Origin of the sequence: Segatella copri (genome assembly GCF_009494835.1) — a bacterium.
In the GTDB taxonomy this organism is placed as follows: Bacteria; Bacteroidota; Bacteroidia; order Bacteroidales; family Bacteroidaceae; genus Prevotella; species Prevotella copri_F.
Genome location: NZ_VZBE01000002.1, coordinates 1 through 12251, shown reverse-complemented (window position 1 = coordinate 12251; position 12251 = coordinate 1). Strand labels below are relative to the sequence as shown.

General features: G+C 42.1%; 10 protein-coding genes and 1 tRNA gene. 7 read left to right on the top strand and 4 right to left on the bottom strand.

Translation table 11 applies throughout. The features are described 5' to 3' along the window. Window positions 1-100: 100 nt before the first annotated feature. From F7D47_RS00845 to F7D47_RS00815, 7 genes are all read left to right on the top strand, one after another. On the top strand, window positions 101-514 hold the full coding sequence (locus F7D47_RS00845; protein ID WP_153086584.1) for a plasmid mobilization protein: 414 nt from the start codon (window positions 101-103) through the stop codon (window positions 512-514). Then, window positions 511-1461, top strand: coding sequence for a relaxase/mobilization nuclease domain-containing protein (locus F7D47_RS00840; protein ID WP_153086583.1), 951 nt, complete (start codon window positions 511-513; stop codon window positions 1459-1461). The genes F7D47_RS00845 and F7D47_RS00840 overlap by 4 nt, the downstream gene beginning before the upstream one ends. 32 nt (window positions 1462-1493) lie before the next feature. Next, window positions 1494-2240 (top strand): hypothetical protein, encoded by a 747-nt coding sequence (locus F7D47_RS00835; protein ID WP_153086582.1) that lies wholly within the window; start codon window positions 1494-1496, stop codon window positions 2238-2240. Window positions 2241-2446: 206 nt separating this feature from the next. Further along, window positions 2447-2656 carry a hypothetical protein gene (locus F7D47_RS14850; RefSeq protein ID WP_228112422.1) on the top strand — a complete coding sequence of 70 codons (210 nt, stop codon included), beginning with the start codon at window positions 2447-2449 and terminating at the stop codon, window positions 2654-2656. A gap of 360 nt (window positions 2657-3016) precedes the next feature. Next, entirely contained in the window at window positions 3017-4471 is a 1455-nt protein-coding gene (locus tag F7D47_RS00825) for a C10 family peptidase (protein WP_153086581.1), read from the top strand. 64 nt (window positions 4472-4535) lie between these two features. After that, window positions 4536-5261, top strand: coding sequence for a hypothetical protein (locus F7D47_RS00820; RefSeq protein WP_153086580.1), 726 nt, complete (start codon window positions 4536-4538; stop codon window positions 5259-5261). A gap of 467 nt (window positions 5262-5728) precedes the next feature. Beyond that, window positions 5729-6433 (top strand): porin family protein, encoded by a 705-nt coding sequence (locus tag F7D47_RS00815; RefSeq protein ID WP_153086579.1) that lies wholly within the window; start codon window positions 5729-5731, stop codon window positions 6431-6433. Between the two features lie 92 nt (window positions 6434-6525). On the opposite strand, the gene metG is transcribed toward F7D47_RS00815, so the two are convergent. The 4 genes from metG to F7D47_RS00795 form a co-directional block, all read right to left on the bottom strand. Then, window positions 6526-8592 carry a methionine--tRNA ligase gene (metG, locus tag F7D47_RS00810; protein ID WP_006848073.1) on the bottom strand — a complete coding sequence of 689 codons (2067 nt, stop codon included), beginning with the start codon at window positions 8590-8592 and terminating at the stop codon, window positions 6526-6528. Window positions 8593-9474: 882 nt separating this feature from the next. Next, complete coding sequence (locus F7D47_RS00805; protein ID WP_153086578.1) at window positions 9475-11025, bottom strand: YifB family Mg chelatase-like AAA ATPase; 1551 nt, start codon at window positions 11023-11025, stop codon at window positions 9475-9477. A 42-nt stretch (window positions 11026-11067) separates the two neighbouring features. After that, window positions 11068-12075: a DUF4369 domain-containing protein gene (locus tag F7D47_RS00800; RefSeq protein ID WP_153086577.1), complete on the bottom strand. Its 1008-nt coding sequence runs from the start codon at window positions 12073-12075 to the stop codon at window positions 11068-11070. A 17-nt stretch (window positions 12076-12092) separates the two neighbouring features. Then, a tRNA-Leu gene (locus F7D47_RS00795) sits at window positions 12093-12178 on the bottom strand. Window positions 12179-12251: the final 73 nt, after the last annotated feature.

Genomic DNA, 12251 nt, shown 5'->3' with positions numbered 1-12251 from the left:
CATGGGAACCCCAAAACGCCTCGCTCCACCATGAGGGCGGAGGAATTTTGCTCCCGACGGTCGCAGAAAGTAAGTGCACCAACTGTAAACAGTATATCGAATGACAAGCATGCAGGAACAGAACAAGAAAAAGGGCGGAAGACCGCCCACAGGCAGGGTTCGCAAGTTGTCGAAGTCTGTCACGGTGAAGTTCTCGAAGCCAAGCTACGAGGCATTGAGGCTGAGGGCGAGAAAAGCCAATCGCAAGTTGGCGGAGTACATCCGTGAGTCCGCCTTGAACGGCGAGGTGGTCAGCGGACACAATGCAGAGACGGTAGCCATCGCCAAGAATCTCATTGGCATGGCAAACAACCTCAACCAACTTACCAAGCTGTCACATCAGAGAGGCTTCCACGAAACCCATGTATTTGTGGTGGACTTGTTGAGAAGATTGAAAGCAATCCTTGGCGAGTTTCGCCAAGCAAGTTATAAACCGAAGCCAAGCAGTATGGGCAGAAAGGAGGATACCACATGATAGGCAAGCTAAAGAAAGGTGCATCCTTTGGTGGTTGCGTCCGCTACGTGACAGGCAAGGACGAGGCGAAAATCATCGCCTCGGATGGAGTGTTACTCGGCACGAATGCCGAGATAGTACAAAGTTTTGAGCTGCAAAGACAGCTAAATCCAAGGATTAAGAAGCTTGTGGGACACATTGCACTCAGTTTCAAGCCCGAGGACAAGCCACGTTTGACGGATGAGTTCATGGCTAAGATTGCCCTTGAATATATGCAGATGATGGGCATCACCGATACCCAATTCATCATCGTAAGGCATCACAACACGGACAATCCACATTGTCATATCGTGTATAACCGCATCAATAACAAGGGCAAACTCATATCAGACAGGAATGATTACAGGCATAATGAGCAAGTGACCAAGGCTCTAAAATCCAAGTATGGACTGACCTACGGAACGGACAAGAGCAATACTAATACTCGCAAGTTACGCAATGCTGAGCGTGCCAAATACGAGATTCACAATGCCGTCAAGGATGCCTTGAAAGGCGCTGATAGTTGGCAGAAGTTCAAGAATGAACTTGCAAAGCGAGGTGTTCTCTTGGAGTTAGTCTATAAGGACAAGGAGCGAACCAAGGTGCAAGGCATCCGATTCTGCAAGGACGGATATAGTTTCAAGGGTACGCAGATTTGCAGAGAATGCAGCTTTGGCAAGTTGGATGCAAGACTTGGCACAGAGTATAATCGTGTATCGCCAAGAGCCGAATCTATGCAGGGAGGACAACCAAGTTGTCACCAAGTAGAACAGACTCAACCAACGGCAGAACATACCCAAGACCCTTGGAGTGGTATTTCTTCCATCGGCTTGTTCGCTCCGTCTAATGCCCAAACTTATGAGCCATTCCCAGAGGAAGAATCCGCCAAGAAGAAAAAAAGGAAACGCAGAAAGGGCTTCAGCCTTTGATGCAAGTTACAAACTTAAAATTAGAATCGAACATGAAAGAAGAACTATTGGAAGCCATCTACGGCACAGTTGAGAGATTGGAGCAGAAAGTCGATGAGCTTTCTGCCTCCACAAAGAACGCAGGAGCAGAAACCGTTCCTGCAAGTAATGATATAACCAAGTTGGATAAGTCAATCAATGCGATGTTTATCAAAGAAGAGGAAGTCAGAGGTAAAATATCCAAATTAAGAGATGCCATTGTCGTTTTTGCTGACCTTATCAAGGTTGAACTTGGCAAAAATGAGCAGCGAAGCAAGTTCTTGGTTGATGCAGTCAAGCAGATGAGACAAAGGAATGATGTTTCCTCAAAAGCATTGCAAGATAAACTTAAAGTGATGAACAAATCACCTCAAAAGAAGGTTGTAACCCATCGCTTCGAGCCAACTTCAAAGTCTGTTCTTCTTTTCATTGGTGGCTTGGCTCTATCTCTTGTTCTCTCCATTTGGGGCAATCTCACCCAATGGCGAGAGCATCAAGATTGGGAGGAGGCAGATTTGAAGTATCGGGCTTTGAAGATGGTGCTTCCATCCGATGACCCCAATGTTCGATACATCGAAAAGAACTTTTCCGTATGCCCAAATAAAGAAGTTATTGAGAATGTGAGAGCTCATGTAAATACTTACGAGGACTCAATTCGCTACCATATCGAAATGATACAGATGGCAGCAATTAAAGATAGCATTGCTAATAGCCTATTTAAAGAGGCAAATGAAATTAAAAAGAAAATTAATAAGAAATAATAGACAACGGTCATTGGCTACAAGCGCATCCTTCGCTTCGATAAAGTAAAGACGAACGGTCTCCGTATCGTGTTTGATAGTGCAAGAACTTGTCCATGCATCAGCAACATAGCAGAATACTGACTTTTCATTAACTCTCAACTGTTCATTCGCGTCCGTGATGCCACTTGCTTGACATTGCGGACACTTTTTCTTTTATGATGGTTATGAAGAAGAAATTGGTAATTATAGCAGTTTTGGTTATCTCATTTGTTGCTTCCTATATATTATGCGGCACAGGACAAAACGATGTAGGTATTGACTCTGTTAAAGCCGAAGAATATACGGCAGTTTTAGAAAACAGTATTAACTTGGATTCCATAACAAGGGCATATTTTGGTGTGTTACCGACTAATGTAGAAACAAACTCACGCTAAATGCTTATGGCACCTATCGTTTGAAGCAGAAATCTCCAAACGGATTCGGATGATTGCAAAGTATTGAATGTTTTTTTCAAAGTGCTTGACGGCTGCATTCTGATGCTTGAACATCCGCAAAGCGGTGACAATATATTTTGTAAGGTGAAGAATGACAGCAGCATTATTTTGATAGACTCATTTGGTAATGAACCAAAAGCAAAGGATGTTAGTTCTTATATATTAATAAAGTAAAAAATGCCCAAATGCAATATATTTTAACGCCTTAACAATAAAAATTGTTAATAATACATTCGTTATATATCGATTTAAAATAAATTTCGTAAATTTGCATCATTTAACCAGTAGTACAGTGTAAATATGAAAAAGTATTTAGTTTTAATATTATTGGCAGTGATTGTATCATCGTGCCAAGATGAAATTCTTAATGACAGTAATCCTGTTATTGAGAACGTGAATGTTAATTTGTCTATGGATGAGGCAATGAGTATAGCAAATGATAATCCTACAAATTTATCAGAGGATGAGATTCTGGCAATGGTAAATGATTTTTCCTCTTCGTTGAGCTCAAAAACAAGAAGTGCTGCCAATCCAAGAATGTCTATTGTGGGCTCATATCGCATTGGCGGAATTATATCAAGCAAGACAACAAGAGGGACTACGACTGATAGTATTCCTGTTTATGAGGTGTGTTTACAGTCTGGAGAAAAGAGTGGGTATGCTTTAGTTTCTGCCGACTCTCGAAGTGCTGGTGTTTTGGCATATATAGAAAATGGTAATTTTGAGAAAAAAGATAGTACTGGGGCATGTTTGATGTTAAAATTGGCAGAAGCTTCAACTGTTTCAGAGATAAATAAAATAGAAAGGCTCAAAGTTGAGTTACGAGAGAAAACCTTGAAGAAAGTGGCTTCTTGTTTGGGTAAATCTACAGTAACATATGAAGAAATAAAAGATTTGATTGAGGTTAATGGTGTAAAAAGCCATGAAACAACTTCCCGTTCTACAGCTTATGACAAACCTTTGAGCCAGATTATATCGTTAATGCCTCAAAATGGTGGAGCTGTTTTAAAGACCGAGTGGGGCCAAAACAATCCTTATAACTTGTTGTTGCCTAAATCTTATAATGCAAAGTATCATACGGAAACAAATTACCCTATGGGGTGTGCTATTACAGCAGGAGTTCAAACTTTAGCAGCTATCGCTCCGAGCATGACGATTGATGGAACAGTCATAGACTGGGCATTTGTTACTAAAAAACCGAAATTGAACTATAATTCGTATTTTGGCGGAGATTATGAGGAGGCTATGATGATTTCCAAAGTAGTTAAGCATATGTATGAAGGAACAAATACAACACCAAATATTGATGAGGATTTTAAGTATGGGCCTTATGATGATCCGAATATACCTTGTGTAAAAAGTAGTACAACTTCAGTTTCTAATTTATTGAATTATTTAAAGAAGTATGTTTCTTGTGGCACTTATTATAATAAATATGCCCCAGATCCACTGTTAAATACGATAAATGCAAACCGCCAGATGCCTTGCGTTGCAATAATGGGTGGAACACATACTGCAAATGAACAGGCTGAAAAAGGTTCTCATGCTTGGGTTATAGATGGATATGCAATTTGCACTAAGACAAGCAGAGAAATTTTACGAAATAACGATTTGTACTTTCATGCTAATATGGGATGGGATGGAACTGACAATGGCTTTTATAAGGTAAATGCAGATGCTTCGACTGATTTTGAGACAACATTAGGCACTTATAATATAAATTTTTGGGAAATAACAGAAATTCATAAGAAATAATTAGTTTTAATTGCATTTGGTGTACAAAGTTATGTACATCAAATGCTTTATTCTATTGGCAAATATGAAAATAATTCAATCCTTTTTTCTTTTTTTATTGTTTTCTATAGTATATGGCTGTAGTAATGGTACTGATGTTTCATCATTGTGTTTTGAAAAAGAGTATTACGAAAAGCCATTATTAGAAAACCCATCGGAAATTATGTTTAGTGGTGGAAGCAACAATCTTTCAGTCGAAGTGTCAGATGATAATGTTTTGGAAGCCACTATTGGTGCTGGAAAAATAAAAATAAAGACAAAAAAGAATGGGATTGTTTATCTTGTTGTAAAGGATAAGACGGAGAATACTAGCGTTACTATTAGGGTTAAGGTCGTGGATAGTTACTTAGGTTTGCAATTAGGCCACCCAATTCCGAACTATTCTGTTTATAACGAAGATGACAGGCTTTATTTAGTAAATAATAAAAGTAAATCATTTTATTTATATGATAAATCTTTTAATTTAAAAGCTACTGGCAATTACAAACTGTTTGTGAAAAACTCAAATTTTTTTCTTTCTTTAGTCTTTTCAGATAAGGTTTGTTTTTATAATATTTCAAACAGTTCACATGATTTTTTATGGGGAGCCATTCCTACTTATTTAAAGTTTTTATGGACGAATGAAGGTCTTACAACTACTAATGCACGAGATGTATCACCTGTCGTTATGACTGCTTTTGATTTAGACACAAATAACGTTTACTATTTTAATGTTGATTCTACCGAATTTCCTTACGGGATATTAAATTAAAACACAACAGCAATTAGCAATATACAACACCTTTCTGTTGATGCTATTTTGAATATGTAGTGGAAAAAGCAAAACTATTATGTATGTAGCTATCACTGAGTGATTATGTTTGGTTGCTTTTACGAAAAAATGAAGTTAAATTTCTATGTAAAAAAATCCTAATTTCCATATTTCTCTTCTTGTAAATTATGGGATATTAAGAAAAATATCGTATCTTTGTCCCCGAATTAAGGCGTTCTTTGCATATTGCAAAATACAGAAACGAGCAGAAGTCCGCTCGTTTCCATATTGTTACCTGTATAATATAGGCAAACGCCCAACTTCTTGATTTTCAATCAAAGTCTAATTTAGAGCGAGTTATCTAAATTAACACTTTATGAGAACAGGTCTTTCATGGAGAAAAATGGCTGTAGGATGCAATATTATCCCTTGTTTCTTGTTATTATGATATATAAACTGTTGTGGAAATGAAAAAGAAAATAGTTATAATGATGGTGCTGCTGCTTGCTGTTGTGGGAGCAAAGGCACAAGAAGTGGAGAATCCGGTAGGCAGATTCTCGGTAATTCCCCGTATTGGTGTAACTCTGGCTAACTGGAGCGGGTTGACTCTGGAAACTTTGAAGGGAACCTCGCTAGAGTCTAAGTATCAGGCAGGATTCATGGGCGGCGCAGATGTGGAATATCGCATAGATAAGGGCCTGGGTATTACGCTGGGTGCTTATTATGCCCGACAGGGTATGCGCTTTCCTGACTGCGAGTTGACTGAGAATGCTGAAAAAGGGGAATATACAGGTATTAAGAATCATCATGTGAACCTCGATTATATCCAGGTACCGCTCATGCTGAAAGCCTATCTTGTAGAGGGCTTGTCGGTGAATGCAGGCGTTCAGGTGGGATTCCTTTGTGGCGACGGCAAGGTGAAAAGAGAGGAAACCGACCTTCAGAAGGATAAAAACGGGTCTATTACATACAAGAATATGCATGAAACCGAAGCTCTTTGGCCTGCCAAGAAGGTGGATGTAGCCATTCCTTTGGGCTTGAGCTATGAATATATGAACGTGATTCTGGATGCCCGTTACAACGTGAGCCTGACGAAGGCTAGCAAGGGTGATTGGGATAACTGTAAGAACAAGGCTCTGACCTTTACCGTGGGTTATCGTTTTACATTATAAAAGAATATTTGGATAGAAATAAGAAAAGCCTCAAATCCGCAAAGGATTTGAGGCTTTTACCTTATCTGATAATCAGATGATTCTATGATTCTTTATCCAACCTGGCTTCCTGGCTTAACCTTGCCAAGGAGAGAAGTTACGTTCAATGAGCCGTCGAAGTTGACAGCACTCAGAATCATACCCTGACTCTCGATGCCCATCATCTTGCGAGGAGCAAAGTTGGCTACGAACAATACGTCCTTGCCGATCAGCTGTTCTGGCTCATAGTAGGCTGCGATACCTGAGCAGATGGTGCGCTCTACGCCAGAACCATCGTCGATAGTGAACTTCAGGAGTTTCTTAGACTTCTTTACCTTCTCGCAGTTCAGAATGTGACCTACGCGGATATCGAGTTTCTCGAAATCATCGAAGCTAACCTCTGGCTTGATAGGAGCAGCCTGATAAGAAGCCTCCTCGTTAGCCTTCTTGGTGTCAGCGAGCTTCTGGAGCTGTCTTTCGATAACCTCATCCTCAATTTTCTCGAAGAGCAATTCAGGCTCACCGAGCTGGGTACCAGCCTTGAGCAAATCTGTGCTGCCGAGCTGAGTCCACTCGAAGTTAGGCATATTGATCATCTTGCGGAGCTTCTCAGAAGAGAATGGCAAGAATGGCTCGAAGGCGATAGCAAGGTTGGCAACCAACTGCAGGGAGATGTTCAGGATGGTCTCCACACGCTTAGGATCGGTCTTCCAAACCTTCCAAGGTTCACACTCTGTGATGTATCGGTTACCGATACGAGCCAGGTTCATAGCCTCTTTCTGAGCCTCGCGGAACTTGAATACGTTAAGATACTGCTCTACCTTCTCCTTCACGTCCTTAAACTCAGCGATAGCCTTCTCATCTACCTCCTGCAATTCACCACAGGCAGGAACTACGCCGCCCCAATACTTCTTGGTGAGCTGGAGGGCACGGTTTACGAAGTTACCGTAAACGGCAACCAACTCAGAGTTGTTGCGCTCCTGGAAATCCTTCCAAGTAAAGTTGTTGTCCTTGGTCTCAGGTGCATTGGCTGTCAATACATAGCGCAATACATCCTGCTTGCCTGGCAAATCTACGAGATACTCGTGCAACCATACAGCCCAGTTGCGGGATGTTGAAATCTTATCATCCTCCAGGTTCAGGAACTCGTTGGCTGGTACGTTATCTGGCAAGATATAGTCGCCGTGAGCCTTCAACATAGTAGGGAAGATGATGCAGTGGAACACGATATTGTCCTTACCGATGAAGTGAACAAGACGTGTTTCAGGATCCTGCCACCACTTCTGCCATGTTCCCCACTTTTCTGGATGAGCATCGCAGAGTTCCTTGGTGTTTGAGATGTAGCCGATAGGTGCATCGAACCAAACGTAGAGCACCTTTCCATCTGCACCCTCTACTGGAACAGGAATACCCCAATCCAAGTCGCGTGTCATCGCACGTGGCTGAAGATCCATATCCAACCAGCTCTTGCATTGGCCGTAAACATTGGTACGCCACTCTTTGTGGCCTTCCAGAATCCACTTCTTCAACCAATCCTGGTACTTGTTCAATGGAAGATACCAGTTCTTGGTAGGCTTCTTTACGAGACCATGACCAGGGTTGTTCTTGTTGGTAGGGTTGATGAGCTCCTCAGGAGAGAGGGTAGCACCACATTTCTCGCATTGGTCTCCATAAGCACCCTCTGCACCACAGCGAGGGCAAGTACCCACGATGTTACGGTCGGTAAGGAATTCGCCTGTTACCTCGTCGCAGAACTGCTCCTCTACCTTTTCTTCCAATACGCCCTTGTCATAGAGTGTGCGGAAGAAGTCTGAAGCAAACTTATTGTGAGTAGGCGAAGTGGTACGGCTGTAAATATCAAAAGAGATTCCGAAGTCCTCGAAGCTCTTCTTGATGAGATTGTGATAGCGGTCAACCACCTCCTGTACGGTAATACCCTCTTTCTTGGCACGGATAGTAACAGGTACACCATGCTCATCGCTACCGCCGATGAAGACAACATCCTGTTTCTTGAGGCGGAGATAGCGAACATAGATATCGGCTGGCACGTATACACCTGCCAGGTGACCGATGTGCACACCACCGTTGGCATAAGGCAAAGCCGCAGTCACGGTAGTACGTTTAAAGTTCTTTTGTTCCATATTAGCTAATATATTTTTGTTATTTGGCTGCAAAATTACAAAAAATGTTGGAGATAAGAAAGAATTATCGTCGCTTTTTCTTACTTATATATATAATAAGGTGTAAAAAGCTGGGTTCTTTAGTGTTTTATGGTAAGGGAAAGGGGAGGACTAGATACAAAAAAAGGCCCTTCGCATCTCTGCAAGAGCCTCCCATCTTGTACATTTCCATCAGACTCCTCCCTGATAGGACTGTACCTAATTATTATCATTTACTTTTTCTACGAACTTATTCGTTTTGACAACTTATGTTGTTGACCTTTTACAATCTAATTACCTTAGTATGTAGAAAACTTCCTCCTTATATATTTATATCTATAGAGAGATTTCTTACATTACGTTCATATAGGCGATAACGGCCAACTCTGCAAGAAGAATTACGAAACCAATCTTCTTTACTGCGTTTGTAATTTTAAAAATGCAATCCATAATCTTAATAGTTTTGTTGTTAATAATTAAACTAGTGTTGTACTAGCGTTCTTTTTACGGTTGCAAAGGTAATGCATTTTTTTATCCTATATGGGGTAATTTTTATTAGAATTAGTGATTTTCGTAAATTTAAAAGCTAATTAAAATCAATTATTGCACCTTAGAGAATAGAATTTACCCCGTCTTGGACGATTTTACTATTCGTTTTTGTCTGTTTTTTGTGGTGTTTTTGTCTTTATGGGGTAATATTTTCGTAACGACAAAAGAAAATAGCCATTCTAAAACAGGTTTGTAACTATTTTAAAATGGCTATTCTTCTATTTTTTCTCCCTTTTTCCCTTATAAATCCAACTTTTTAGAGCGAATGATAGGAAAAAACGGATTTTTATCCTTTTACATATATCTTCTTTATGATTATAAATGTCCTCTTTCTGCCCAATCGCCTCTGTCGAGGGTTCTGTATCCCACGGCTTCTGCTATATGGTCAGGCTTAATCTGTTCACTTCCTGCCAAATCAGCAATGGTTCGTGCCACTTTCAGTATTCTGTTGTAAGCTCTGGCTGACAAAGAAAGCTTCTCCATTGCCATTCGGAGCAGTTCGATACCTTGTTCGTCGGGTTCGGCAAACTGATGAATCATTCTTTCGGTCATCTGGGCATTGCAATGGATGCCTTTATAATCTTTGAATCTTTCGGCTTGAACTTCTCTTGCCGTGATGACTCTTTCTCTGATCTTGGCACTTGGCTCACCTGGTGCTGCCTTCGATATGTCCTGGAAAGGAACGGGACTGATTTCGCATTGGATGTCGATGCGGTCGAGTAACGGACCCGAAATCTTGTTCATGTATCTTTGAATCTGGCCTGGCGTGCAGACACAACGATGTGTCGGATCACCATAATATCCGCATGGACAAGGGTTCATACTTGCCACAAACATGAATGAACATGGGTAATCTGTAGAATATTTCGCTCTGCTGATGTTGATGTGGCGGTCTTCCAATGGCTGGCGGAGTACTTCCAGAGTGGTTTTATTGAACTCCGGAAGTTCATCGCAGAACAGAACGCCATTATGGGCGAGCGATATTTCTCCCGGTTGTGGTGAAGTTCCACCGCCTACCAGAGCCACTTGAGAGATGGTATGGTGAGGAGACCGGAACGGGCGTTGGGAAATGAGTGATACATTCTTGCCCAGTTTGCCTGCAATGGAGTGAATTTGTGTTGTTTCCAGACTCTCAGAGAGCGTGAGGGGAGGAAGGATGGACGGCAAACGTTTTGCCATCATCGACTTTCCGGAACCTGGAGGACCTACCATAATCAGGTTGTGTCCGCCAGCCGCAGCCACTTCGAGCGCTCTTTTCACGTTCTCCTGACCGCGAACGTCGGCATAATCGTATTCACAATGTGTCTGGTTTTCGTAAAATTCCTTGCGGGTGTCAACAATGGTAGGAGAAGGATTGCTTCTGTCGCTCATGAATTGTATGACTTCGAAAAGCGTTTTCATGCCGTAAACCTCAAGATTGTTTACGACAGCCGCTTCCCGAGCGTTCTGTTCCGGCACAATCAGTCCCTTAAAGTGCTCTGCTCTGGCTCTGATGGCTATCGGTAGGGCACCTTTAATAGGCTGGAGCGTACCGTCAAGGCTCAGCTCGCCTACCATCATGTACTCTTTCAGATGATCTTCGGGAATGTTGTTGTTGGCGCCTAGAAGTCCGATTGCAAGCGGCAAGTCGAAACTGCTGCCCTCTTTCCGGAGGTCAGCTGGAGCCAGATTGATAGTGATGTCGGCTATCGGAAATTTGAAGCCGCTATACTGGAGAGCTGCTGAAATTCGGTTACGGCTCTCCTTGACCGCCTCGTCGCCTAAGCCTGTGAGGTGGTACATAACGCCTCTGTTGAGGCTTACTTCTACGGTTACAGTAGTTACTTCTAGTCCGTTAACTGCTGCACAATATGTTTTTACTAACATATAGGCGTGCTTTTTATGGGTTCTTGACTAGCTCGAAAGTATTTATTTTAGCAGTTGGTCGAGCTTATTGTAAAGCTCTTGCTTTTTCATGCCTCGGGCGATGATTTTACCATTTTGAAGTATGATGTTGTCAGGAAGGTTTCCCAATCCCAACTTCTTCAAGGTCTTGTCTTCCAGCATTTCGCCGTTGCAGATGATAGGGCATGCGATAGAGTCGCGCTTGATGTTGTTCTTGCATTCGCTCTTGCTGGCATCCAGACAGAAAGCCATCAGCTTAAGCTTGCCGTTCGATTTCTTCTGCCGGCTCTTCAGTTCGCGCTGCATGTCCTGGCTGTCATAGTTATAGGTAGCCCAGGTGTAGATTACGGCAACCGGAGCGCTGCTCATTTCTGTACTAGAAACGAGTTTTCCGTTGATATCGTATGCTGTAAATGAAGGCAGGGTTGCACCGGTGCCTACATTCTTCATGGTTTCTGCCAACTGCTTCATCTTAGCCAACTGTCCGTTTTTAGGCTGTTCTTTCTCTACGATATTGATGAGTGAGAGCGCCTTGCGGTAATCAGGTTGTGTAGAAGTGATGAAGTATTTTTTGATCAGATAGATGCTGCATACAGAATTCGGATGTTCTCTGACGAAGTCTTCAGCATGCTTTTTAGCCTCAGGTGGCGTATCTTTCAGGATGTTCTTGCGGAATTTTGTCATCAGTTCGTTATCCTCGGTTCCGCTTACCTCCATTTCCTTAAGGTGCGAAGCATCTGCCTTGATTTCTGCTGATTTGCCCGATTTTGCGAAGATAGGCTGCTCAGAGAAATTAGGGAAAACAAGCATAATGGTAAAATCTTCCTTACATTCGGTTTCGAAAGTAAAACGACCGCCTTCTACCTTGATGGTGTCAACGCCTTCGAAGCCCCCGTCAGGACTGTATACATAAAACTCGCCTTGATTCATGTTGAGAAATTTGCCTTCAAACTTGAAATGCCCACTGCTAACACCACATGATGTTAAGACCAGCGTAATGAATAAAATGAGGATGTAAGCAAATTTTTTCATAAGGAAAAACTTTAAGGTGCCGCGAGCGGGACTCGAACCCGCACAGCCATTACTGGCCAAGGGATTTTAAGTCCCTCGTGTCTACCAATTCCACCATTGCGGCATGGTAAACGTTAAGAGTTGAGCGGAAAACGGGACTCGGACCCGCGACCCCAACCTTGGCAAGGTTGTGCTCT

Excerpts from the sequence above, each read along its gene's own strand:
- F7D47_RS00820 (WP_153086580.1), top strand. The coding sequence starts at position 4,536 with ATGAAAATAATTCAATCCTTTTTTCTTTTTTTATTGTTTTCTATAGTA.
- F7D47_RS00825 (WP_153086581.1), top strand. The coding sequence starts at position 3,017 with ATGAAAAAGTATTTAGTTTTAATATTATTGGCAGTGATTGTATCATCG.
- F7D47_RS00815 (WP_153086579.1), top strand. The coding sequence starts at position 5,729 with ATGAAAAAGAAAATAGTTATAATGATGGTGCTGCTGCTTGCTGTTGTG.
- F7D47_RS14850 (WP_228112422.1), top strand. The coding sequence starts at position 2,447 with ATGAAGAAGAAATTGGTAATTATAGCAGTTTTGGTTATCTCATTTGTT.
- F7D47_RS00805 (WP_153086578.1), bottom strand. The coding sequence starts at position 11,025 with ATGTTAGTAAAAACATATTGTGCAGCAGTTAACGGACTAGAAGTAACT.
- F7D47_RS00840 (WP_153086583.1), top strand. The coding sequence starts at position 511 with ATGATAGGCAAGCTAAAGAAAGGTGCATCCTTTGGTGGTTGCGTCCGC.
- F7D47_RS00845 (WP_153086584.1), top strand. The coding sequence starts at position 101 with ATGACAAGCATGCAGGAACAGAACAAGAAAAAGGGCGGAAGACCGCCC.
- F7D47_RS00800 (WP_153086577.1), bottom strand. The coding sequence starts at position 12,075 with ATGAAAAAATTTGCTTACATCCTCATTTTATTCATTACGCTGGTCTTA.
- F7D47_RS00835 (WP_153086582.1), top strand. The coding sequence starts at position 1,494 with ATGAAAGAAGAACTATTGGAAGCCATCTACGGCACAGTTGAGAGATTG.
- metG (WP_006848073.1), bottom strand. The coding sequence starts at position 8,592 with ATGGAACAAAAGAACTTTAAACGTACTACCGTGACTGCGGCTTTGCCT.